Genomic DNA, 21723 nt, shown 5'->3' with positions numbered 1-21723 from the left:
AGCCTCCGCCAAGCTCAACTGGCCCGTCTGCTTCACTGCCATCGCGATTCCCTCAGACCGTCCACCTCAGAGAATCACAATCAGCGAATTACGCAACAGGCCCACAAGGGGAGAAGGAGAAGTGCTCAGGCGGCGCCTGAACGGCTTGATATCATGCTTCGGCGCACCGACCGGCGCCGCTCGACGGCGTCGGCAAGGCCGTGAAGCACCGTCTCGGTGGCTGCCCAGTCGATGCAGCCATCGGTGATGCTCTGGCCATAGACGAGCGGCTTGCCCGGCACGACGTCCTGCCGGCCGGCGACGAGGTTGCTCTCGATCATGACGCCGATGATGCGCTCGTCGCCTGCCGCGACCTGGCCAGCCACGTCAGCCGCCACCCCTGGCTGGTTTTCCGGCTTCTTGCTGCTGTTGGCGTGGCTGACATCGATCATCAGCCGCGGCGCCACGCCGATCCGGCCGAGTTCCGCGCAGGCAGCCGCGACGCTTGTTGCGTCATAATTGGGCTGAATGCCGCCGCGCAGGATGACGTGGCAGTCCTCGTTGCCGGTAGTCGTCGCGATGGCGCTGCGTCCGCCCTTCGTCACCGCCATGAAATGATGCGGTTGGGCGGCCGATTTCACCGCCTCGGCGGCGATCCGCAGATTGCCGTCAGTGCCGTTCTTGAAGCCGACCGGGCAGGACAGGCCCGATGCCAGTTCGCGATGGATCTGGCTCTCGGTCGTGCGCGCGCCGATCGCGCCCCAGGCGACGAGGTCGGCGATATATTGCGGGGTGGCCATGTCGAGGAATTCGGTCGCCGCCGGCAGGCCGAGATTGTTGACGGCGGCGAGCACGTTGCGGGCCATCCGCAGCCCCTTGTCGATGTTGAAGCTGCCGTCCAGGTCGGGATCGTTGATCAGGCCCTTCCAGCCGACCGTCGTGCGCGGCTTCTCGAAATACACCCGCATCACGATCTCCAGCCGGTCCGACAGGCTCTCTCGCAGCGATGCCAAGCGGCTGGCATAGTCTACGGCAGCGGCCGGGTCGTGGATCGAACAGGGGCCGACGACGACCACCAGCCGGTCGTCGGTGCCGGTCAGCACGGCATGGATAGCATTGCGTGACGCGGCAACGGTCCGCGTCGCCGTCAGTGTGCGCGGTATCTCCCGCATCACCTCGTCCGGCGTACTCAATTCCCTTATTTCCTTGACCCGAAGATCGTCTGTGGTGGTCAACACGGCTTTCTGCTCCTGATTGGGAGACCTGCCGGCTGAAACAAAAAAGCCGCCAGGTCTGGCGGCTGTTCGGATCTTGCTGCTGCAATCTTCAGATCGAGCGCAATCCTCCCGCCGCCAGCGAGCTGCTAAAGTACCAATAGGTGGCGGTCAGGTTGATCATGAGGCTCATATAGTCGAAGCCGAGGCGATTGTCACGTGTCTGATGATGCTACTGACGTAGTGGCCCAGCATGCAGCGCCGAGCGGGTTCATGCAGTCCAGGGATCGACGAGTTCAATTCCGAAGTCTTCGAAATCCTTCGTGTTACGCGTTGCCAAGGTGAGTTCCTGCGCAATCGCCGTGGCTGCAATCAGGCCGTCCATCGACGACAGACCGCGACCGCGGCGCTTCGCAAGGCCCATCAGGTCGCCCCACGCCAAGGCAACCGGTTCGTCCACCGGAAGAACTCTCTGCTCGAAGCGCTGCGGCAGGTCCCGTGCGAGCCATTCGGCCAGTGCCTCGCGTTTCCGGCCCTCGTCCATGAGGGCGACGCCGCGCTGGATCTCCGCGATCGACACGACGCTAATGAATGAGCGGTCCTCATCAAGCCCGCCCAGCCAGTCCAGAACGCGCACATCCGGCGCCGGCCTTGTCACCTCGGACAGGACATTCGTATCGAGCAGAAGCCTCACAGCGGCAGATCACGCGGTTCGTCGCGCTGGCGCTCAAGGTTGAGATCGGCGCCGCGCAGCGGCGACTCCAGCAGGAACTCCGCAAGCGTACCCTTGCGCGCGGTCTTCCGCTGCCATTCCTCGGCCGAGACGACAACCACGCTTGGCTTACCGTTTCTGGTGATCGTCTGCGGCGAAGATTGCGCGCGCTCGATTACCTCCGAGAGCCGGGCCTTTGCCCCAGCGACCGTCCAGTTAGTATCCTCTCTGGGCGCAGACGGCATTTCGACCTCCCATGACCATTCTGACTATCTTGACTATATGGGAATGGCGATACGGCGGCAACAGGGAAGGAGAGGGTTTCAGAGCCCGTGTGCCTGAGTGAGGTCGATCGGAACCGATTATGCCGGCTTTGATATTTTGGGGCATCTCGGCCACTCATGGCAAACTGCTTCTGACGCAAGGCTACACGGCTGATCCTATTCCGGTGACGCCCCCGCGATGCTCTGGTCGTAGTCGACCAGCGACCCGGTCATGACGCCGGACTGCGGGCTGATCATATAGCTGATCAATCGGGCAAGTTGCGCCGGCTTCACCAATTGGCCCATCGGCTGCGCGGCCTCGGCTTTTTCAAGCCAGTCGTCCGGCGCGTCATGCCATTTCTTCTGCACGATTGCCTCGCCCTCGGTGTCCATCCAGCCGGGCAGCACCGCGTTGCAGCGGATGCGATTGCCGCGATGGGCATTGGCGACATTCTTGGTCAGCGTCGCCAGCGCTCCCTTGCTCGATGAATAGGGCGCCAGGAACGACTGGCCGCAATGCGCCGACATCGACAGTACGTTGACGATCGAGCCCGGTGCCTGGCGCGCCAGCAGATGCGCCACCACGCCCTGCATCAGAAAAAACGGGCCGCGCACATTGGTCTGGAATATCTGGTCGAATAGATCCTCTGAGGTCTCGACCAGTGAGCCGCGAGCCGAGGTGGCGGCGGCGTTGACCAGCGCGTTGACGGTGCCGCAATGGCCAATCGCCGTTTCGACCGCACGCTTGCAGTCGGCGACTTTGGCGACATCGGCGCTGATGAAGATGGCATCGACGCCTGCCCCCTTGAGGATGGCGACAGCCTTGTCGCCCTTCTCCTTCGAGCGGCCGATCAGCGCTAGCGCCCGGCAGCCCTCATCGGCCAGCGCTTCGGCGACGGCAAAGCCGATGCCTTGTGCGCCGCCGGTGACGATGGCGCGTGTTTCGGAATTGCGACCGGCTGAACCGTTCATCGCCTTGCTCCTGTGCTTGATAGTCAGATTGTTTTGTCGAGGCGGACGGTCTTGCCTTCCTTGGCCGATTTCAGCGCCGCATCTGCCAGCCTGAGCGCCACCAGCCCGTCCTTGCCGCTCGGCGCCGCCTTCTTGCCTGACGTCGCTGCCGCGATGAAGGCAGCGATCTCGTTGGCATAAGCGTCGAGATAACGAGTCATGAAGAAATCGTGCAGCGGCGGCCGCGTATAGCCTTTCTCATTGGCGAGTTCGATCGACACCGGCCGCTGGTTCTCGGCCGCAATCATGCCTTTCGAGCCATGCACCTCGATGCGTTGGTCGTAGCCATAGGTGGCTCGGCGCGAGTTGGAGATGACGCATTGCTTGCCGGAGGCAGTTTCGAGGATGACGCTGACGCTGTCGAAGTCGCCGGCCTCGCCGATCTTTTTGTCGACCAGCACCGAAGCGTGCGCGCTGACCGCCACCGGCTCCTCGCCGAGCAGGAAGCGCGCCATGTCGAAATCATGGATGGTCATGTCGCGGAAGATGCCGCCCGAGCGGCCGATATAGTCGAGCGGCGGTGGACCGGGATCGCGCGAGGTGATGGTCACCATTTCGACTGTGCCAATCGCACCGTCGTCGATCGCCTTGCGCACGGCGGCAAAATGCGGATCGAAGCGGCGGTTGAAGCCGACCATCAGGGTGGCGCCGGCCTTGTCGACGACGGCCAGGCATTGTTCCACCCTGCCGGCGTCGAGATCGATCGGCTTCTCGCAGAAGATCGCCTTGCCCGCCCTGGCGAAGCGTTCGATCAGATCGGCATGGGTGTCGGTCGGCGTGCAGATGACGACCGCATCGATATCGCTGGCAGTTTCGATGGCATCGATGCTGCGCACTTCGGCGCCATAGGCAGAGGCCAAATCGGTCGCCGCCTTCTCGAAGGCGTCGGCAACCGCAACCAGCCTGGCCTGCGGGTTGGAGCCCACCGCACGGGCGTGGACCTTGCCGATACGGCCGGCACCGAGAAGAGCAAAGCGAAGCATGAAGAATTTCCTTTGAGAATGGTTGGAAAGAGAAGGCGTGTCAGCCCCCGTAACACGACGTTGGCCTTACGCCGCAAGTTCCGCCTGCCCGGTCTTGGCGCCGGTGATGTAGGAGACGATATCGTTGCCATCGGTATCTTGCTTGCGCAAATTGGCGACGATGCGGCCGCGCCGGAAAACGACGATGCGGTCGACCAGATCGAACACCTGACGCATGTTGTGAGAGATCAGGATCAGCGGCTCGCCATTTTCCTTCAGCGTGCGGATGATGTTTTCGACCTGCATCGTCTCCTGCACGCCGAGCGCCGCCGTCGGCTCATCCATGATGATGAGCTTGGAAGCAAAGGTCGCGGTTCTGGCAATCGCCACGCACTGGCGCTGGCCGCCCGACATGTGGCGGATGGTGTTGGAAAGGTTGGGGATCTTGACCGCTGTGCGGACCAGGGCTGCTTCGGTCGCCTTGCGCATGAACTTGCGGTCGAGGATCGAGAAGGGCCCAAGATTGAACAGCACTCTTTCACGGCCGAGGAACAGGTTCGACGGCACGTCGAGGTCGTCGGCGAGCGCCAGGTTCTGGAACACCGTCTCGATGCCCGCCTCGCGGGCTTCGATCGGCCCGGCGAAATTCACTTCCTTGCCGTCGAACGACATCCTGCCGCTGGTTCGCTGCTCGACGCCGGTGATCTGGCGCACGAAGGTCGATTTGCCGGCACCGTTGTCGCCCATGATGGCGACATGCTCGCCCTTGCGCAGCTCGAAGTTGGCACCCTCCAGCGCATGGACGCCGCCATAATACTTGGTCAGGTTTTCGGTTTTCAGGACGATGTCCGACATGATCAAGCCCTCATTGCCCGCAGGCGTTGGCGCCACTGGTCGAGAACGACTGCGCCGACGATGATCACGCCCTTGACCATCTCCTGATAATAGGCGTCGAGGCGCAAAAAGGTGAAGCCGGAGATGATGACGCCGAAGATCAGCGAGCCGATCACCGTCCCGATAATCGAGCCGCGGCCGCCCGACAGCGACACGCCACCGATGACCGCCATGGCGATCGCATCGAGCTCGTACATCACACCCATGCCGGCCTGGGCAGTGAGATTCTTCGAGCTCAACACCACGGCGGCGAGCGCGGCAAGGATGCCGGCAATGACGTAGACGAGGATCTTGTGGTTGGCGATGTTGATGCCGGACATGCGCGCGGCATCCTCATTGGAGCCGATTGCATAACAGTGCTTGCCATATTTGGTGTAGCTCAGGATCAGCTGGAACAGCACCGCCAGCGAAATGAAAATGATGACCGGCATCAGCCCCTTGCCGACGGCGGCGAAACTCTCGGTCGGAAACGAGATCGGCTGCCCCTTCGACCACCATTTGGCGATGCCGCGCGCGGTGACCATCATGCCGAGCGTGGCGATGAACGGCGGGATGCGCGTGTAGGCGATCAAGGCACCGTTGACCAGGCCGGCCAGCAGGCCGCAGCCGATTGCGACGAGCACCGGCACGATCACCGGCAGGTCGGTCCAGCCCTGGGCAATGAACATCGCCTTGGGGTTCGGGTTGCCGTTGACCGTCGCCACTTGGGCGAAGCTCATGGCTATCATCGCCGTGGCGCCGACGATCGAACCCGAGGACAGGTCGATGCCGCCGGTAATGATCACCTGCGTCACGCCGATGGCAATGATGCCGACGATCGACACCTGCAGGATGATGATCTGCAGGCGCGCTTCGTTGAAGATCGCATCGATATTGTCGCGGGTATTGAACAGGAAGCTGTCGCCCAGGAAAACCCGGCCGATCAGCTCGAAAGCGCCGACCAGGATGACGAGCGCCAGGAAGACGTTGAATTCGGCCGGCCATGCGCGCCGCTTCGCATCATAGCTGAGCCCGCCGACGCCGTGAGATGTCTGTGCCAATCGTGCTTCCTCCGTCAGCCACGGTCTCCACTCGGCGCTGTTCAGGCCGAGGGGGAAAAAGCGGAGCGGCGCTGTCTTACTTTGGCGCGCCGCTCCGTATCGGACAGGTCCGCCTCAGTTCTTCTTCAGGAACTTGTCGATATTTGCCGGCGTGACCAGCTGGAACGGGATGTAGACCTTGTGCTCGACCTTCTCGCCCTTCGCTAGCTTGAGCGCAGCATCAAGCGCGCCAGCGCCCTGGCCGGCTGCGTCCTGGAACACCGTCGCATCGAGGTCGCCCGCCTGCATCGCCGCTAGCGCGTCCTGGGTAGCGTCGACGCCGCCGACGACAACCGACTTCATGTCGATATTGGCGGCCTTCATCGCCTGGATAGCGCCGATGGCGCTCTCGTCATTGTTGGCGATGACGCCGTCGAACGGCTTGCCGGTCGACAGCCAGTTGGTCATCAGGTTCTGCGCTTCTTCGCGCTTCCAGTTCGACGTCTGCTTGTCGATGATCTTGATGAAGCTGCAATCCGGCGTGGCAATCACATCATCGATGTCCTTGGTGCGCTGCACCGCGGCCTGGTTCGACAGCTCGCCCATGATCACATAGACATTGGCCTCTTTCTTGCCGGCTTCCTTGAACAGGCGGCAGACCTCCTTGGTCTCGAGCGTGCCAGAATCGGCTTCGTTCGAGGCGACGAAAGCCTGGTTTTCCGGCAGCGTGTCGACGTTGACCGGCTCGCGATTGACATAGACCAGCGGAATTTTGGCAGCGGCGGCTGCGTCCGACATCGCTTGGGTGGCCGAGGTGTCGACCGGGTTGACGATGATTGCGTCGACGCCCGAGGCGGCGAAGTTCTTGATCTGGTCGAGCTGCTTGGCGACGTCGTTCTGCGCGTCTTCCACCTGCAGCTCGACGCCGTCCATGCCCTTGGCCTGCTCGATCATGCCGTTGCGCAGCACGGTGAGAAAATTGTCGTCGAACAACGCCATCGACACGCCGATCTTGGCAGCAAAGGCGGACGAACTCATTAGCGCCGCGAACGCGACGCCCAAAAGCAGTTTTTTCATTTTATTTCTCCTCCACATTGGTGTCCGGCTGCACCGATCTACCCGGAATCCCCGATCTCGCAGGGAATTCTCTCCCGATTGCCATTTTAGTTCCGGAAGGCATTTGCCTGAAACAGATCTTCCGGAACGAAAGAACCAAAATGCTCAGTTGGTGAAATATTTATTCCATTTCGCGTGGGCGTCAAGCGAGATTTCGCCATGAGGAATGGATTTTCGGCATTTCGAGCTCTTTTAGACGAACGCTCAGGCAAGCCAGGCCTGAAAGCGTTCTGATAGATTACATCATGTCTGCCGCCAATGACCGCGACGTCAGATGTTTTCCGGCAGATAAATGTCGAAGGGCAGAAAGGTCTGACCCGGCGCATTCGCGGCGCCGGTCTCGATGGCATGCGCCATCAGCCCGACAAGCTCGCGGCAAAGCGCTGCCAGAGGCGTCGAGATCACCATCGTCAGGAAATTATCCGCCAGCGCCGCGCGGGAGTCAGGCGTGATCTCGTTGCAGACGACCGCTGGCATCTCTGCCGGCTTTGCCTCCCTCAGCGCCGAGATCGCGCCTTCCATGCCGCCACCGGCGACATAGCAGCCGGCAAGATCGGGGTGGCGGGCCAGAAGCTCGATCATTGCATCATGCGTGATCTGGTTCGCTTCCAGATTGACCAACGTCTCAAGGAGAGTGAATTCCGGCGCTTGCTCGCGAAAAAAGGAGCGAAAACCGATCTCGCGAAGCTCGTGGCCGTGGAAGCGATGGCTGCCGACGAAGAGGGCGACCTTGCCAGGTCTCTTCGCGGCCTTCGAGATCATCCAGGCAGCGGTGCGGCCAACCTTGCGATTGTCGAGGCCGACATAGCCCTCGCGAATGCCGGACGCAAAGTCGGAAAGCAGGGAGAACACCGGTACGCCGTTGGCTTTGAGCGCCTCGACGGCCACCGTCAGCGTCGGGTGATCAGGCCCGACCAAGGCGACGGCCCTGGATTTGGCTGCCAGCTTGCGCATCCGCTCGACGATCTCATCCGGCGCCAGCGAATCGGCGAAGTCGATGGTCGCCACGCCTCGAAAGCGCGGCGACTGCGATACTGCCAGTTCAAGTTCGCGGGCAAATTCGCTGTAGAAGACGTCTTCCCGCCGCAACAGCAGAAATCCGAGGCGATACTCCGGCAATTCATGGCGCATCCGCTGCTTGATCAATCCGGCCGCGTGATAGCCGATGCTGGTCGCGGCGTCATAGACGCGGCGCGCGGTTTCCTCGCGCACCGGCAAGCGGTTGTTCAGCACCCGGTCGACGGTGGCAACGCTGACCCCCGAAATGCGTGCCAGGTCGGTGATCGTCGGCCGTTTCGCCATCGCTGCCTCGCTCCAACTATCCGACTCTTTTAAACCATTCTGATGGAAAATGATAGAAACTATCTTTGTGATATTGAGTCTATCAGCGCTCGGCGTTATTTTGAACACTGACCGAATATGATCGAGGCCTCCGCCATGGTGGATATTGGACTCCAAACCGGGAACACAACCTCAGCAGCAGCGTCCCAACGCGACTACAGCCTGGTCGGCCGCGACGCGAAGCTTGCCGTCGAGAGCGGGCTGGCGGCGGCCGAGTGGTATCACACCGACGTGCCGCGCAAGCAGATGAAGGAGCTGATGCAGCGCTCCGACGGCCCGGCGATCCGCGATACCATCATCTGGCTCGGCGCCATGATCCTCAGCGGCGCGGGCGCCGCCTTGTTCTGGGGCAGCTGGTGGTGCGTGCCGTTCTTCTTCGTCTATGGCGTCCTCTACGGTTCCTCCACCGATTCACGCTGGCACGAATGCGGCCACGGCACCGCCTTCAGGACGCAGTGGATGAACGACGTGGTCTATCAGATCGCCTGCTTCATGATCATGCGCAACCCGGTGACCTGGCGCTGGAGCCACACGCGCCACCATACCGATACCATCATCGTCGGCCGCGATCCGGAGATCTCGGTCATGCGCCCGCCCGATCTGCTGCGCGTCGTGCTCAATTTCGTCGGCATTCTCGATGCCTGGCATGCGATGAGCGACATGCTGCGCAATGCGGCCGGCATCATCAGTCCGGCCGAAAGAACCTTCATTCCCGACCAGGAGCAGCCGAAGGCAATCCGCATTGCTCGCATCTGGACGGCGATCTATGCCGCGACGGTCGCGCTGGCGCTTCTTACCGGCTCGTTCCTGCCGCTGATGCTGGTCGGGCTGCCCAGGCTTTACGGTGCCTGGCATCATGTCATGGTCGGCCTGCTGCAGCATGGCGGCCTGGCTGAAAACGTCACCGATCACCGGCTGAACAGCCGCACCGTCTACATGAACCCGATAAGCCGTTTCATCTACTGGAACATGAACTACCACGTCGAGCATCACATGTTCCCCATGGTGCCCTACCATGCGCTGCCCAGGCTGCATGAGCTGATCAAGCACGATCTGCCGGCGCCGACACCGTCCATCCTGGCCGGCTATCGCGAGATGATACCGGCTTTCCTGCGCCAGCTGCGCAATGAGGATTATTTCATCAAGCGCGAACTGCCGCCGACGGCGAGGCCCTATCGCGAGGATTTCCACAACGATAACGCTGCTGTTGCGGTGGCTGCTGAATGACAAGCCTACGCCGGGGCACCAAGAATCGGGGAAGGCGCAAATGAGCGACTGGGTCGAGGCTTGTGACGCCGAGGACATCGACGAGGAGGATGTGATGCGGTTCGACCATGGCGGTCGCACCTTCGCCATCTACCGCAGCCCCGAGGACGGGTATTTCGCCACCGACGGGCTTTGCACGCATGAGAAGGTGCATCTGGCCGACGGGCTGGTGATGGACGATATCATCGAATGCCCGAAGCATAATGGCCGCTTCAATTACAAGACTGGGGCTGCCAGGGGCGCGCCGGTCTGCGTCGATCTCAGGACCTATCCGGTCAAAGTCGACGCCGGCAAAGTCCTTGTCCGGATCGGTTGATGATGACGAAGGGAATGGTCATCATTGGCGCCGGCGAATGCGGCGGGCGCGCCGCCCTTGCGCTGCGCGAGCTCGGCTATGATGGCCCGGTGACGTTGGTCGGCGACGAGCCGCATCTGCCCTATCAGCGGCCACCGCTGTCGAAAGACGCGATGGTCGCCGACGCGCCCCTGATCAAGGCGATCGCCAGTGAGGCGGTCCTGGCCGAAAGATCGATCAGGCATATCCATTCGGTTCAGGCGATGGCGATCGACCGCGTGGCGCATGTCGTGCGCCTGTCGGACGGCTCGGTCCTGGCCTACGACAAGCTCCTGCTGGCGACAGGGTCGCTGCCGCGCAAGCTGCCGATTCCGGGCCTTGGCGGGCGCTGCGTCTATCTGCGGACCTTCAACGACGCACTGGCCATTCGCGCTCATCTCAGCGCCGGAAATCGCGTCGCCATCATCGGCGGCGGCTTCATCGGTCTCGAGCTCGCCACGGCGGCACGCAGGCTCGGCGCCACTGTTGCCGTTATCGAGGCGCAGCCGCGCATTCTGATGCGCGGCGTGCCGGCCGAGATCGCGCAGGTTATCCATCAGGCGCATGAAGCCGAAGGCGTAAAAATCCTGTGCGGCGAGGGCATCGACGCCATTGCCGATGACGGCGCCGAAGTGCGCATCGTGCTTGCCGGTGGACACGACATTGTCGCCGATCTTGCCGTGATCGGCATCGGCGCCGTGCCGGTGACCGGACTTGCCGCGGAGGCAGGGCTGACGATTGACAATGGTATCGCCGTCGACGCCGAGCTTCGCACCAGCGACCCCGACATCTTTGCCGCCGGCGATTGCTGCTCGTTTCCGCTCGCCATCTATGGCGGCCGGCGAGTGCGGCTGGAAGCCTGGCGCAATGCGCAGGAGCAGGGCGCGCTTGCGGCCAGGAACATGCTTGGCGCCGGCGAGGCCCACGCGGCGGTGCCATGGTTCTGGTCGGATCAGTACGGCCTGACCTTGCAGATCGCCGGCCTGTCGGACGAAGGCCGCAGCATTGTGCGTCGCGAGCTCGGCGACGGCGCCTTCATCCTGTTCCATCTCGCCGAGGACGGCAGGCTGGTTGCGGCAAGTGGCATCGGCCCCGGCAACGCGGTCGCCCGCGACATAAGGCTGGCCGAGATGCTGATCGCGAAAAGGGCAAAGCCGGCGCCGGAAGCGCTAGGCTCGCAAACGATCAAGCTGAAGTCGCTGCTGGCGACATGAGCCAGCGCGGGTTCCAGAGCCATTTGAAAGAACTTGCGGAGCGCTTGCCGTTCTGGTGGTGACAATCCTGCACCTGATGGCGGGAGACGACCCTGAGCGGTCGTTCCTGCCCGCGATGGAAACGTCTCATGAGGGTTGGAACGGGGTCGTTCGCGCGACTTTGCGCCGAAAGGTTGCCATGAGGCGAATGATCCGATCTCGATCCCAGATGTCAGCTAAGCGCTTGCCGTCACGGCCGAGACGACCCCTTCCAGCCAACCGAGTTTCAGATGTAACCGAATTTCCTCCTTCTGAAATCGCAGCGCGACCCTCTCTCCTCAGTAGACGGGCTGACCACAGCCCGCCGCCCTGCCCGTATACGGCCGGGGCTCTGTGAAAAGAGGCTATCATGACGCCTCCAGTCCAGTGTGTTCTCCGTGTTATGCACCTGGTCATCGCCCGATCCCTTAGGGCCGCAGCGCAACGGCGTGAGCTGGCTCAACTTAGCGACCGCCAGCTACGCGATGCCGGAATCGATCCCGCATTGGCAGGCCGTGGCAAGGCGGCCGCCGTCGATAGAACCAGCCTGCTTCGACTGCCGACCCTGTCGTCCGGCTGAGCGAGTTGATAGAGGAGCTAGCGATGGCCGGTCTCTCCACCGCGATCGGCGCAGAAGTCGGAGAGGTGTGCCTGCTCGGGGCAATGTTCGCTGGACTGATCCTCATCTCAGCTCCGAGAACGCGCTTCGTTCAGAGTCCGATCTCTGACTTGCCGGGCGCTCAGCGTCCGGTCGTCTTTCAAAGCAGTTCCAGGCGCCGAACTGGACGCTTTGAGATCGTCGGAACTGAACTCGACCTTCCCGGCATATCCCGGCCGAGCGATGGAACCCGCGCAAGCTACTTACAACGTCCGAGCCACCCTTGAGCGATCGCTCACGCCTTCAGTCGCGTATAGACGGCGCGCGTTGCCAGTGTTTCTTGCTGTCCGGGACGCGTGAAATAGAGCTCAATGATGTGGCGATCGTTGTTCTCGATTTTGATTACAGTGCGCATGCCGACCTGCTTGCCGACTGTTTCTTCGCCCGCCACGCCCTGGTCGGTAAAGGTGCCGGACATGCTGATCGGCCTTTGATCCCCCGAATTAGGGACGCCTTTAAAATACATCATGGTTGTGTTGACAGGATCGATCGTGACCCACTCGTAACGTCCGTCCATGATGCTGTAGCCGAGCCATCCTTTGCGCCAGACCGGCGCTCCATCCAGCGTTCCCTCCATTATGTCTTCGATGTAACGGCCGCCCGCCAACCACTGACGATGGCTAATGAGATCGTCCGTCACGAGCGGCGGCTGATCGGGGCTACGGCCGAGTGTGCCGTAGAAGCTCATCTGGACGCGCCAGGTGCCGATCATTGGCGCCAGGACCTCATGCCCCGGGCCCGGCAATCCACGGCGAAGCCAATTCGGCAACTCCGACTGGGTCGGGGGCTCGGCTGCAGCCGAGCTGCCTTGAGCCAATGCGCCGAAAGGAATGGGGAGGACGAACGCAACGACGAATAGGGCAACGTGTAGTGTCTTGATCATACTTTATCTCCAGCTCATCGCTCGCCCGGGAATTGCTATGACGCGCTCAGTTGGGGCAATCGTTGCGAATTTTGTCGGGTGAACTCGTGGATACTCATCTCATACCTCTCCGTCATTCGATGCTGACCAGCGTTTCACCACCGGAAACTTCGATAACGGCGCCGGTCACGAAGTCATTGGCCATCAGGAAAAGTGCGGCCTTGCCGATATCGTCGATTTTTCCGACGCGTCCTGCCGGGAAGCGCTGACGCACCAGCGCGAAAAACGCCGCGCGCTTCGCCTGCGGCATGCCGGCCCACATTTCGCTGTCTATGACGCCTGGTCGGATTGTGTTGACGCGGATCGGACCGAGTTCGAGCGCAAGGGCTCGCGTCAGCGCCTCCAGACCAGCAAAGGCGACCATCATCATCGATGCGCCCATGCGAGGCTTGGTCACCAAGCCACCGGTCGTGAATGTGATCGAACCACCTTTCGGCATCCTAGGCGCTGCGTGCCGCGCGCAAGACCAACTGCCCAAGAGCTTGCCGTGCAGAACGGCCTGCGCGTTGGCCATCGTCTGGGAGAGGAAGGGACCTCCCGGACTCGGCGGGGTCGCGGTGATGAGAAGGTGGTCGAGCGTCCCTAGTGTTTCGAACATTTGCTCGACCGCTGTATCATCGGTCATGTCCAGCGACTGGAACGTGATCGAACCGTGGACCCTTTGCTCTGCAACCATTCTCGCTGAAGGGCGCCGCCCGAGCGCAATGACGTCGGCGCCTGCTTGACAGGCTGCGCGGGCCGCACCCATGCCCATGCCGCTTGTCCCGCCGACGATCACGACACGCTGATTCGAAAGAGACTGCTCGTCACCGTTCATCCTGGATCTCTGCCGCTGGCATACGGACTCAGCATCTCCAGCCACTGCGTCTCCATGTCGCCCGGTTCGAGCTCACCAGCATCTACGACGAAGCTCTGGACATAGGCTTCGCCGAAGTGGCTCTTGAGTGCATCGATACTGCGCCAGACCTCGTAGATAACGATGAGATCGGGGTCGGTCCGATCTCGATGGATGTGGAATTGAAGACAGCTGGCTTCCGATCTCGTCGCTTGGAGATCTTTAAGCATACGGGCGACAAGCGCGGAGCCTTGGCCGGGAGTGGCGCGATGCTTAGCGATAACGCAATAGGGCGTGTCTTCGCCAGCGGTTGGTCGAGGAAGATCAGGCAACGTCAGCGCCATGTGGTACTCCTGCCGGAACGGCCGACCGAAGTGGTTGCGGCCATTGAAATTGGCAGATGCTGGTATGGCGTTGCTATGGCAGAAACGACTGAATATTTGACCGTTTGTCGCGCGTATTTTCCGTATTACACGCGGTCGCAACAGGAGCGTATCTGCGGCTGGTCGAAACAGCCTCGCATGAACCCGATCAGGATTCTGTTCCGCTCACACGCAGCCCTGAATCTCGGATAGCGCCGGGTGAGACACCCATGAAGCGTTTGAACGCCCTGCTGAAGGACGCATCGGACTCATATCCCAACTCCGATGCGATCTGTGACTGCGACATATATCCGTTACGCAACCAGGATGCCGCCAGCCGAAGCCTCCATTGCAGGAGATAGCGGGCGGGGGATACCGACAACAGGCTCTTGAACCGCTGCGAGAACCTCGATCGCGACAGCCCGGACAATGCAGCCAGGCGATCGACTGGCCAGTCTTCCCCAGGGGAGCGATGGATTCTTGCAAGCGCCGACCCGATTTGTGGATCCTGCACGGCCGCCAGCCAACCAGTCAGATCGTCGGAACATGTCTCGACCCAGGTTCTGATTACTTGCGTCATGACAATATCGGCAAGGCGCGCCATTATCGTTGCCGAGCCGATTCTTTGCCCTTCAGCCTCGCGCGCCATCATCGCAATGAGGCTTGGTAGGTCAGTATCGCCATGCTCGGCATGCCGGATGTGCATCACAGAAGGTAGCAGTTCCAGCAGCGGATTTGCTGTCGGGCCCTCAAAGCCGATCGTACAGCATGCGATCAACGATCGCGCGCCGCCGCCGCCAGACTTCAACTCGTAAGTTCCGTTCCCGATCAACGCTGGTTTGACATCGGCGAGCGGCAAGGTTCGCCGTTTTGGCCGATCGGACATAGTGTGCTCTGTTCCGTGGGGAAGAAGAAGCACATCGCCGTTTTCGAGCAGCAGCGGCGGCAAGCCCTTGGCTTGTATCCAGCAATGACCCTCGAGCATCGCATGAAAACGTACACCCTCCCTGAACGGCACGGCGATGCCCCAGGGCGCCGTCAACTCGCTGCGGCCATATCTCGCATGGGCAAGGCGTAGATCGCGCAGCACCTCGCTCAACAAATCATTCTCGGCCGGCTGGTAGCCCATCGTTGCACGCCCTAAACCGGGCCGATCAATGGACCTAAGCGGATCACTCATCTGCACTCCTTTGCCCCAACTTCGCATACGCTTATGCATCCCGTTACCTCTCTTAGTAGGCAACCGAACGGAGACCTATTACGGATCCAGATTCCGCAAGAGATCTGACAATGGAAATGGGATTCTGCTGGCGGCGTTCGCTTAGGGATGCGCCGGACTTTTTTCAACAATATCCACCCCTTGCTGCCCATCAGATCGCGCGCGCGACAAAGCTGTTCCCCAGCCGGGGGCGATCCCTTGAAAGGATCGACGGGTTCGAAGCCACAGAGTTCAAGCAGATAGGCGATTTCCTGGCGCAGGCTCCACCGCAGACCTTCACCGCTAAAACAGCGCCTTCAGCTCCGGCAGCTTGTCGTTGACTAGCCAGCCATAGTAATTTTCCTCAGGCAGCTTTTCCGGCTCGCCCGCAGCGCGGCGCTTGTCGTTCTCGGCCTTCAGCGCATAGGCACGCTGTTCCGGATTGCCGACATTGTAGAGCGTCGACGTGATGCCGGGATTGCCTGAGATGTCGAAGCCGGCAATGCTTTTATAGGCGTCGATCGACTTCCGGATCGTTGCCGCGACATAAGGCAGGGTCAGGTCAGGATCCATGATGGTCTTGTAGACCGCGTTCGGGTCGCCGACGTCGAGCTCCGGCAGGCCGGAAACCTTGTGCACGAGATCGCTCATCTGCAGTGCCGTCAGCGGATTGAGCTGGCCAAGACCAAAAGTCTGGCCGGCATAATAGGGCTGGAAGAAAGTCGCGCCGAAGCGGTCGTTGGGAAAGCTCTCGCCGTTGACGGTCTTGCCGCGGAACGACCGGTTCCACACCTGCTCGCGGCATTCCCAGAGTTCGTAACTGTCCGATTTGCCCGCGCACTTGGCAAATTGCGGCCGTTGCACGAAATCGGTGATGTCTTCGCCTTCATAGGCGAAGGAGAGTTTGCTCGACAGATACGAGATCGCCTTGACGTAGTAGGTCTGCAGCCGGTCGTAGGCATCGACATTGTAGGTGTGCTCGCCGACGATGGCGCCGACGATATGCATCGGGTCGATGCCATAGGCCGCGGCTGCCTGCATGATCTTGCCACGCAGCTCGGCATCGTTCTGGAGCAGCGCAAACACTTTGCGGTATTTCGCCTGGAAGGTGGTGTTGGTCGCCTGGGTGCGCCGGCTGGATGCGCCCGGTATGTCGGGCTGCTCGGTGTTGCGGTTGCCGGGCGGCACCATGGTTGCCGCTTGCGCGGCGAACATGGCTGCCGCCAGCGTCAGCCCGAGAATGACGAGGATCAGTTTTTTCATGCGCCGCCGCCCAAATAGTCGCCGGGCAAACTAGGTAATGCTCCAACGGGAGTCGAGAGACGCCTGCACCCGACGGGACGAAAGCTCGCCGGATGCTTCCATTTGGCCACACATCGGAAATGCCGGGCTGAATTTGGCGGAGACCGGGAGCAATTCCCCGGCCTCTTTGAGGATGAAGCGTCTCCTACAGGATGAAACGCGACAAATCCGTGTTTCTGGAGAGGTCGCCGACATGCTTCTCCACATAGGCGGCATCGACGGTCACGGAGGTGCCGTTGCGGTCCGGTGCGTCATAGGAGATCTCGTCCAGCACCCGTTCCATCACCGTCTGCAGCCGCCTGGCGCCGATGTTCTCGACACTGGCGTTGAGGTCAACAGCGATGCCGGCCAACGAGTCGATCGCGTCATCGGTGAAGACCAGGTCGACTCCCTCGGTCTTCATCAGTGCGATATACTGCTTGATCAGGCTGGCTTCGGTCTCGGTGAGGATGCGGACGAAATCGTCCTTCTCCAGTGCCCGCAGCTCGACACGGATCGGCAGGCGGCCCTGCAATTCCGGCAGCAAGTCGGATGGCTTGGCGACGTGGAACGCACCTGAAGCGATGAACAGGATGTGGTCGGTCTTCACCGGTCCGTATTTGGTCGCAACCGTGGTGCCTTCGACCAGCGGCAGCAGGTCGCGCTGCACGCCCTCGCGCGAAACACCGGCACCGATGCCGCCTTCGCGCGAGGCGATCTTGTCGATCTCGTCGAGGAAGACAATGCCGTCATTCTCGGTCGATTCGAGTGCCCTGCGCACCACCTCGTCCTGGTCGAGCAACTTGTCGGACTCGTCGCTGATCAACAGCCCGTAGGACTCTTTAACGGTCGTCTTGCGCATCTTGGTTTTCTTGCCGCCCATCGCTTTCGACAGCATGTCGTTGATGTTGAGCACGCCGATATTGGCGCCCGGCATGCCGGGGATCTCGAAGCCGGGCATGCCGCCATTGCCGGTATCGGCCACTTCGATCTCGATCTCCTTGTCGTCAAGCTCGCCGTCGCGCAGCTTCTTGCGGAAACTGTCACGGGTGGCCGGACTCGCCGTCTTGCCGACGAGCGCTTCAAGCACCCTTTCCTCGGCGTTGATGTGGGCACGCGCCTCGACGTCCTCACGCATCTTCTCGCGCACCAGCCCGATGGCGATCTCGACCAGATCGCGGATGATCTGCTCGACATCGCGGCCGACATAGCCGACCTCCGTAAACTTGGTGGCTTCGACCTTGACGAAAGGCGCACCGGCAAGGCGCGCCAAGCGGCGAGAAATCTCGGTCTTGCCGACACCGGTCGGGCCGATCATCAGGATGTTCTTCGGCATCACCTCTTCGCGCATCTGGCCCTCGAGCTGCTGGCGGCGCCAGCGGTTGCGCAAGGCAATCGCCACGGCACGCTTGGCGTCTTTCTGGCCGATGATGAAGCGGTCGAGTTCCGAAACGATTTCGCGGGGAGAGAAGGTGCTCATGTCACTAAATTCCACTTTGCCACTGCCGAATGGACTCGAACGGATGCAGCAGCATGATCACGTTGAGTGTCAGATTGTCCCGGATGAGATAGCCGACACCGAATTCGAAGATGAGGGCGAGGGTTACGATCACCCATATAGGAAGCCTTCGCGCCATGACAAACCCCAGCACCATGGCCAGCGTGTCCGACACCGAATTGATGACGCTGTCGCCATAATAGTCGAGCGAGATCGTGCCGGCGCGATAGCGATCGATGATGAAAGGGCTGTTCTCGAGCAGCTCCCAGCCGCCCTCTATCACCACCGCAAAGGCCAGCCTGAGCCCGATCGGCGAGCGCGGGAAAAGAAACCACGCCAGCGCATAGAACAGGAAGCCGTGAATGATGTGCGAGAAGCTGTACCAGTCGGAGATATGCTGGGAATTCTCGGAGCTCTGCACGATGCCGTGCCACAGCTTGACGTAGCCGCAGGTGCAAATCGGCGTCCGCCCCATGCCGTAGAGGACCCCTGCCTGGAATATGACCAGACCGAGAACCAACAGAAGCCCCATTCGCCAACTGTCTTCGTAGGCCGAGACGGTTTTGTCGCTGGATACGCTCATGCTGCTATTGCCCCTCTTCTGCGTCACCCTGTTCGGCATCACCCTCTGGGGCATCAATCGCCATCAGCACGGCATCGCCATATTCCGACTTCCTGCGATCGATAGCCCTGAAACCGGCTTTTTCATAGGCACGGATAGCCCGTGCATTGGCCGGGTCCGGGTCGATGATGACGCGCGGCGCACCTTCCTCGAAAAGCTGCTCGACGAACTGCCGGACGATCGCCGAGCCGTGGCCGGTCCCGACAAGCTCCGGCACGCCGATCGACAGATCGATGCCGAGCGTGCCGAACGGCTGGTCGCTATAGGGATGACCGTCCTCCAGATGCGGATCGTAGCTCTGCAAATAGCCGATGGGTTTGCCGTCGAGCTCGATAATCAGCGGCTCGACCGAAATGCTGTCGATATGCTCGCGGATCTCCGCGATCTCGGTCTCTGGGTCGTTCCACCATTCGGTGACATGCGGCTCGGCAAGCCAGCCGGCGATCATCGGCAGGTCCCTCTCGGTCACCGGCCGAAAACCGTAGCGGAGGCTCCGCTCAGGCGGCATCGAGGGTTTCGACGACGAAGCTGTTGTTGGTGTAGACGCAAATGTCGGACGCGATCTGCATCGCCTTGCGGGCGATCTCCTCGGCGTCCTTATCGGTATCCATCAGGGCGCGGGCCGCGGCCAGCGCGTAGTTGCCGCCGGAGCCGATGGCCATCACGCCAAATTCGGGCTCCAGCACGTCGCCGGTGCCGGTCAGCGCCAGCGACACCGACCTGTCGGCCACCAGCATCATTGCTTCCAGCCGGCGCAAATAGCGGTCGGTGCGCCAGTCCTTGGCGAGCTCGACGCAGGCGCGTGTCAGCTGGTCGGGATATTGTTCGAGCTTGGCTTCGAGCCGCTCCAGCAGCGTGAAGGCATCGGCGGTGGCGCCGGCGAAGCCGGCAATGACGTTGCCGCCCTTGCCGATGCGGCGCACCTTCTTGGCGTTGCCCTTCATGATGGTCTGGCCGAGGCTGACCTGGCCGTCGCCGGCGATCACCACTTTGCCGCCCTTGCGCACGGTTAGGATGGTCGTGGCATGCATGGTCAGTTCATTAGACATTTTCTGCTCCGGTCAGCACCGATCCCATCAAGGCGATTGGCGCGTTACGAGTGACTTGATCGGCCATATGTATGCATAGGCCAGACGATTGCAAACCGGCCATCCACCGGGCCGGATAGTGCTCCGCAGCGGTAACTGGCAATCGCCGGATCATGCTGCTAGAAGGCTTTCGTTTTCAGGCATGTGAACGCCTGAATCGTGCAAATCTGAGACAAGGATGAGGTCATGGTGCCCCGTTCCGCCGAGATAAGCCGCAAGACCAAGGAAACCGACATCTCCGTGTCGGTTCAGGTCGACGGCTCGGGCAAATCCGACATTTCGACGGGCGTCGGCTTCTTCGACCATATGCTGGACCAGTTATCGCGCCATTCGCTGATCGACATGACGGTGAAGGCCAAGGGCGACCTGCACATAGACGACCACCACACGGTCGAGGATACTGGTATCGCGCTTGGGCAGGCGCTGGCCAAGGCATTGGGCGAGCGGCGCGGCATCATGCGCTATGCTTCGATCGATCTCGCCATGGACGAGACGCTGACGCGGGCGGCGATCGACGTCTCCGGCCGGCCTTTTCTGGTCTGGAATGTTTCGTTCTCATCGCCGAAGATCGGTACGTTCGACACCGAGCTGGTGCGCGAATTCTTCCACGCGCTGGCGCAGAATGCCGGCATCACGCTGCATGTCACCAATCATTACGGCGCCAACAACCACCACATTGCCGAGACCTGCTTCAAGGCCGTGGCGCGTGCGCTGCGTTCGGCGCTCGAGCGCGACCCGCGCCAGCCGGACGCGGTTCCCTCCACCAAGGGATCCCTGAAAGGGTAGCGCCATGGCCATCTATGTCGCGATGGAACCGCCAGGCCGCAGCGAAAGGGTGGACACCACCTTTGTCCGTGACGGCTTTGCCTGGCTCGGCTTCCTATTGCCGCCGCTGTGGCTGGCCTGGCACCGGCTGTGGGTCGAGGCGGCATTGGCCTTTGTCGCCATGGGCCTGCTTTCGATGCTGGGCGAAAGCCTGGGCCTGGAAAGCGCAGGCTCGCTTTTGTCCCTCCTTGTCATGCTCTTTGTCGGACTGGAAGGGCAGGCCCTGCGGATCGCAGCACTGCGCCGCCGTGGCTGGCGTGAATGGGGTGTCGTCGAGGCCGACAGGCTCGACGATGCCGACATTCGCTATGCGTTGGAAACCGATGCGGATTCGAATGCACGGTCCCCCGCACAGCGCATCGTCCCGGACGCAGCACTTGCCCGGCCGACGCCGATGGGCATGGCACTGGGGCTGACCCATATTCCGGGAAGGCGCTGAGATGCGGGTCGCGATCATCGATTACGGGTCGGGCAATCTGCGCTCGGCCACCAAGGCCCTCGAGCGTGCCGCTCATGAAGCCGGCATTGCCGCCGCGATTGAACTCACAGCCGATGCCGAGCGGGTCAGGACCGCCGACCGCATCGTCCTGCCCGGCGTTGGCGCCTATGCCGATTGCGCCGCTGGACTGCGCGCTGTGGCCGGCATGTGGGAAGCGGTCGAGGAGGTCGCGATCGTCAAGGGACGGCCGTTCCTAGGCATCTGCGTCGGCATGCAGCTGATGTCGGAGCGAGGCTTGGAGAAAACGGTTACGAAAGGGTTTGGCTGGATCGCCGGCGACGTCAAGGAGATCACGCCGGCCGATCCGACACTGAAGATCCCGCAGATCGGCTGGAACACGATTGACCTGAAGCGCAAGCATCCGCTGTTTTCCGGCATTGCGACGGGCGGGAAGGGGCTGCACGCCTACTTCGTCCACTCCTACCATCTCGATGCACGGAAGGAGGACGAGGTGCTGGCGGTCGCCGACTACGGTGGCCCGGTGACGGCCGCTGTCGCCCGCGGCAATCTCGCCGGAACGCAATTCCACCCCGAGAAGAGCCAGGCGCTCGGCCTCGCTTTGATCACCAACTTCCTGCAATGGAGGCCCTAG

The 21723-nt window shown here is 61.6% G+C and carries 25 protein-coding genes; 7 read left to right on the top strand and 18 right to left on the bottom strand.

Features of this window, described 5'->3' with window-relative positions:
- Positions 1–125: 125 nt before the first annotated feature.
- The 9 genes from NKH71_RS28440 to NKH71_RS28400 form a co-directional block, all read right to left on the bottom strand.
- Entirely contained in the window at positions 126–1217 is a 1092-nt protein-coding gene (locus NKH71_RS28440; protein ID WP_023718240.1) for a 3-deoxy-7-phosphoheptulonate synthase, read from the bottom strand.
- Positions 1218–1464: 247 nt separating this feature from the next.
- Positions 1465–1887: a type II toxin-antitoxin system VapC family toxin gene (locus tag NKH71_RS28435; protein ID WP_023718241.1), complete on the bottom strand. Its 423-nt coding sequence runs from the start codon at positions 1885–1887 to the stop codon at positions 1465–1467.
- Positions 1884–2150, bottom strand: coding sequence for a type II toxin-antitoxin system Phd/YefM family antitoxin (locus tag NKH71_RS28430; RefSeq protein WP_023718242.1), 267 nt, complete (start codon positions 2148–2150; stop codon positions 1884–1886). The genes NKH71_RS28435 and NKH71_RS28430 overlap by 4 nt, the downstream gene beginning before the upstream one ends.
- A gap of 195 nt (positions 2151–2345) precedes the next feature.
- Positions 2346–3140, bottom strand: a complete 795-nt coding sequence (locus NKH71_RS28425) for an SDR family oxidoreductase (protein WP_023718243.1) — start codon at positions 3138–3140, stop codon at positions 2346–2348.
- Between the two features lie 23 nt (positions 3141–3163).
- A complete protein-coding gene (iolG, locus tag NKH71_RS28420; protein WP_023718244.1) occupies positions 3164–4162 on the bottom strand; it encodes an inositol 2-dehydrogenase in 999 nt (332 codons plus the stop codon).
- Positions 4163–4228: 66 nt separating this feature from the next.
- Positions 4229–4996 (bottom strand): ATP-binding cassette domain-containing protein, encoded by a 768-nt coding sequence (locus NKH71_RS28415; protein WP_023718245.1) that lies wholly within the window; start codon positions 4994–4996, stop codon positions 4229–4231.
- A gap of 2 nt (positions 4997–4998) precedes the next feature.
- A complete protein-coding gene (locus NKH71_RS28410) occupies positions 4999–6075 on the bottom strand; it encodes an ABC transporter permease (protein WP_352484495.1) in 1077 nt (358 codons plus the stop codon).
- A gap of 114 nt (positions 6076–6189) precedes the next feature.
- Positions 6190–7131, bottom strand: coding sequence for a sugar ABC transporter substrate-binding protein (locus tag NKH71_RS28405; RefSeq protein WP_023718247.1), 942 nt, complete (start codon positions 7129–7131; stop codon positions 6190–6192).
- A 309-nt stretch (positions 7132–7440) separates the two neighbouring features.
- Positions 7441–8472 (bottom strand): LacI family DNA-binding transcriptional regulator, encoded by a 1032-nt coding sequence (locus NKH71_RS28400; RefSeq protein ID WP_023718248.1) that lies wholly within the window; start codon positions 8470–8472, stop codon positions 7441–7443.
- Between the two features lie 135 nt (positions 8473–8607).
- On the opposite strand from NKH71_RS28400, the gene NKH71_RS28395 reads away from it, so the two are divergent.
- The 4 genes from NKH71_RS28395 (at position 8608) to NKH71_RS28380 (ending at position 11923) form a co-directional block, all read left to right on the top strand.
- Entirely contained in the window at positions 8608–9738 is a 1131-nt protein-coding gene (locus NKH71_RS28395) for a fatty acid desaturase family protein (RefSeq protein ID WP_051409640.1), read from the top strand.
- A gap of 40 nt (positions 9739–9778) precedes the next feature.
- The gene (locus NKH71_RS28390) at positions 9779–10093 is read left to right on the top strand and encodes a MocE family 2Fe-2S type ferredoxin (protein ID WP_023718250.1); all 315 of its coding nucleotides are present in this window, start codon (positions 9779–9781) and stop codon (positions 10091–10093) included.
- Positions 10094–10095: 2 nt separating this feature from the next.
- Positions 10096–11325 carry an NAD(P)/FAD-dependent oxidoreductase gene (locus NKH71_RS28385; RefSeq protein WP_352895543.1) on the top strand — a complete coding sequence of 410 codons (1230 nt, stop codon included), beginning with the start codon at positions 10096–10098 and terminating at the stop codon, positions 11323–11325.
- 388 nt (positions 11326–11713) lie between these two features.
- A complete protein-coding gene (locus NKH71_RS28380; RefSeq protein WP_352495259.1) occupies positions 11714–11923 on the top strand; it encodes a YjiS-like domain-containing protein in 210 nt (69 codons plus the stop codon).
- A gap of 313 nt (positions 11924–12236) precedes the next feature.
- Here NKH71_RS28380 and NKH71_RS28375 read toward each other — a convergent pair whose 3' ends face one another.
- From NKH71_RS28375 to hslV, 9 genes are all read right to left on the bottom strand, one after another.
- Complete coding sequence (locus tag NKH71_RS28375; RefSeq protein WP_352495258.1) at positions 12237–12884, bottom strand: DUF1579 family protein; 648 nt, start codon at positions 12882–12884, stop codon at positions 12237–12239.
- 112 nt (positions 12885–12996) lie between these two features.
- The gene (locus NKH71_RS28370; RefSeq protein WP_352495257.1) at positions 12997–13740 is read right to left on the bottom strand and encodes an SDR family oxidoreductase; all 744 of its coding nucleotides are present in this window, start codon (positions 13738–13740) and stop codon (positions 12997–12999) included.
- Positions 13737–14102 carry a putative quinol monooxygenase gene (locus NKH71_RS28365; RefSeq protein WP_023718254.1) on the bottom strand — a complete coding sequence of 122 codons (366 nt, stop codon included), beginning with the start codon at positions 14100–14102 and terminating at the stop codon, positions 13737–13739. The genes NKH71_RS28370 and NKH71_RS28365 overlap by 4 nt, the downstream gene beginning before the upstream one ends.
- A gap of 187 nt (positions 14103–14289) precedes the next feature.
- Positions 14290–15300: an AraC family transcriptional regulator gene (locus tag NKH71_RS28360; RefSeq protein ID WP_352495256.1), complete on the bottom strand. Its 1011-nt coding sequence runs from the start codon at positions 15298–15300 to the stop codon at positions 14290–14292.
- Positions 15301–15621: 321 nt separating this feature from the next.
- Entirely contained in the window at positions 15622–16581 is a 960-nt protein-coding gene (locus tag NKH71_RS28355) for a DUF1402 family protein (RefSeq protein ID WP_023718256.1), read from the bottom strand.
- Between the two features lie 184 nt (positions 16582–16765).
- Positions 16766–18079 (bottom strand): ATP-dependent protease ATPase subunit HslU, encoded by a 1314-nt coding sequence (gene hslU, locus NKH71_RS28350; RefSeq protein WP_023718257.1) that lies wholly within the window; start codon positions 18077–18079, stop codon positions 16766–16768.
- A gap of 4 nt (positions 18080–18083) precedes the next feature.
- Positions 18084–18680: a DUF2585 domain-containing protein gene (locus NKH71_RS28345; RefSeq protein WP_023718258.1), complete on the bottom strand. Its 597-nt coding sequence runs from the start codon at positions 18678–18680 to the stop codon at positions 18084–18086.
- Positions 18681–18684: 4 nt separating this feature from the next.
- Positions 18685–19227, bottom strand: coding sequence for a GNAT family N-acetyltransferase (locus tag NKH71_RS28340; protein WP_352495253.1), 543 nt, complete (start codon positions 19225–19227; stop codon positions 18685–18687).
- The gene (hslV, locus tag NKH71_RS28335) at positions 19217–19768 is read right to left on the bottom strand and encodes an ATP-dependent protease subunit HslV (RefSeq protein WP_023718260.1); all 552 of its coding nucleotides are present in this window, start codon (positions 19766–19768) and stop codon (positions 19217–19219) included. The genes NKH71_RS28340 and hslV overlap by 11 nt, the downstream gene beginning before the upstream one ends.
- Before the next feature lie 225 nt (positions 19769–19993).
- Between hslV and hisB the strand changes: the two genes are divergently transcribed.
- The 3 genes from hisB to hisH are packed head-to-tail and all read left to right on the top strand — an operon-like array spanning position 19994 to position 21723.
- Positions 19994–20593: an imidazoleglycerol-phosphate dehydratase HisB gene (gene hisB / locus NKH71_RS28330; protein ID WP_023718261.1), complete on the top strand. Its 600-nt coding sequence runs from the start codon at positions 19994–19996 to the stop codon at positions 20591–20593.
- A gap of 4 nt (positions 20594–20597) precedes the next feature.
- The gene (locus NKH71_RS28325; protein WP_023718262.1) at positions 20598–21071 is read left to right on the top strand and encodes a DUF2628 domain-containing protein; all 474 of its coding nucleotides are present in this window, start codon (positions 20598–20600) and stop codon (positions 21069–21071) included.
- Position 21072: 1 nt separating this feature from the next.
- Entirely contained in the window at positions 21073–21723 is a 651-nt protein-coding gene (gene hisH / locus NKH71_RS28320; RefSeq protein WP_023718263.1) for an imidazole glycerol phosphate synthase subunit HisH, read from the top strand.

Origin of the sequence: Mesorhizobium sp. M0983 (genome assembly GCF_040318975.1) — a bacterium.
GTDB lineage: Bacteria > Pseudomonadota > Alphaproteobacteria > Rhizobiales > Rhizobiaceae > Mesorhizobium.
This window is presented reverse-complemented; position numbering and strand designations above follow the sequence as displayed.

What these genes read in the sequence shown, in the direction of transcription:
- NKH71_RS28430 (WP_023718242.1), bottom strand. Translation starts at nt 2,150, where the DNA reads ATGCCGTCTGCGCCCAGAGAGGATACTAACTGGACGGTCGCTGGGGCA.
- NKH71_RS28425 (WP_023718243.1), bottom strand. Translation starts at nt 3,140, where the DNA reads ATGAACGGTTCAGCCGGTCGCAATTCCGAAACACGCGCCATCGTCACC.
- iolG (WP_023718244.1), bottom strand. Translation starts at nt 4,162, where the DNA reads ATGCTTCGCTTTGCTCTTCTCGGTGCCGGCCGTATCGGCAAGGTCCAC.
- NKH71_RS28415 (WP_023718245.1), bottom strand. Translation starts at nt 4,996, where the DNA reads ATGTCGGACATCGTCCTGAAAACCGAAAACCTGACCAAGTATTATGGC.
- NKH71_RS28405 (WP_023718247.1), bottom strand. Translation starts at nt 7,131, where the DNA reads ATGAAAAAACTGCTTTTGGGCGTCGCGTTCGCGGCGCTAATGAGTTCG.
- NKH71_RS28400 (WP_023718248.1), bottom strand. Translation starts at nt 8,472, where the DNA reads ATGGCGAAACGGCCGACGATCACCGACCTGGCACGCATTTCGGGGGTC.
- NKH71_RS28395 (WP_051409640.1), top strand. Translation starts at nt 8,608, where the DNA reads ATGGTGGATATTGGACTCCAAACCGGGAACACAACCTCAGCAGCAGCG.
- NKH71_RS28390 (WP_023718250.1), top strand. Translation starts at nt 9,779, where the DNA reads ATGAGCGACTGGGTCGAGGCTTGTGACGCCGAGGACATCGACGAGGAG.
- NKH71_RS28385 (WP_352895543.1), top strand. Translation starts at nt 10,096, where the DNA reads ATGACGAAGGGAATGGTCATCATTGGCGCCGGCGAATGCGGCGGGCGC.
- NKH71_RS28380 (WP_352495259.1), top strand. Translation starts at nt 11,714, where the DNA reads ATGACGCCTCCAGTCCAGTGTGTTCTCCGTGTTATGCACCTGGTCATC.
- NKH71_RS28375 (WP_352495258.1), bottom strand. Translation starts at nt 12,884, where the DNA reads ATGATCAAGACACTACACGTTGCCCTATTCGTCGTTGCGTTCGTCCTC.
- NKH71_RS28370 (WP_352495257.1), bottom strand. Translation starts at nt 13,740, where the DNA reads ATGAACGGTGACGAGCAGTCTCTTTCGAATCAGCGTGTCGTGATCGTC.
- NKH71_RS28365 (WP_023718254.1), bottom strand. Translation starts at nt 14,102, where the DNA reads ATGGCGCTGACGTTGCCTGATCTTCCTCGACCAACCGCTGGCGAAGAC.
- NKH71_RS28360 (WP_352495256.1), bottom strand. Translation starts at nt 15,300, where the DNA reads ATGAGTGATCCGCTTAGGTCCATTGATCGGCCCGGTTTAGGGCGTGCA.
- NKH71_RS28355 (WP_023718256.1), bottom strand. Translation starts at nt 16,581, where the DNA reads ATGAAAAAACTGATCCTCGTCATTCTCGGGCTGACGCTGGCGGCAGCC.
- hslU (WP_023718257.1), bottom strand. Translation starts at nt 18,079, where the DNA reads ATGAGCACCTTCTCTCCCCGCGAAATCGTTTCGGAACTCGACCGCTTC.
- NKH71_RS28345 (WP_023718258.1), bottom strand. Translation starts at nt 18,680, where the DNA reads ATGAGCGTATCCAGCGACAAAACCGTCTCGGCCTACGAAGACAGTTGG.
- NKH71_RS28340 (WP_352495253.1), bottom strand. Translation starts at nt 19,227, where the DNA reads ATGCCGCCTGAGCGGAGCCTCCGCTACGGTTTTCGGCCGGTGACCGAG.
- hslV (WP_023718260.1), bottom strand. Translation starts at nt 19,768, where the DNA reads ATGTCTAATGAACTGACCATGCATGCCACGACCATCCTAACCGTGCGC.
- hisB (WP_023718261.1), top strand. Translation starts at nt 19,994, where the DNA reads ATGGTGCCCCGTTCCGCCGAGATAAGCCGCAAGACCAAGGAAACCGAC.
- NKH71_RS28325 (WP_023718262.1), top strand. Translation starts at nt 20,598, where the DNA reads ATGGCCATCTATGTCGCGATGGAACCGCCAGGCCGCAGCGAAAGGGTG.
- hisH (WP_023718263.1), top strand. Translation starts at nt 21,073, where the DNA reads ATGCGGGTCGCGATCATCGATTACGGGTCGGGCAATCTGCGCTCGGCC.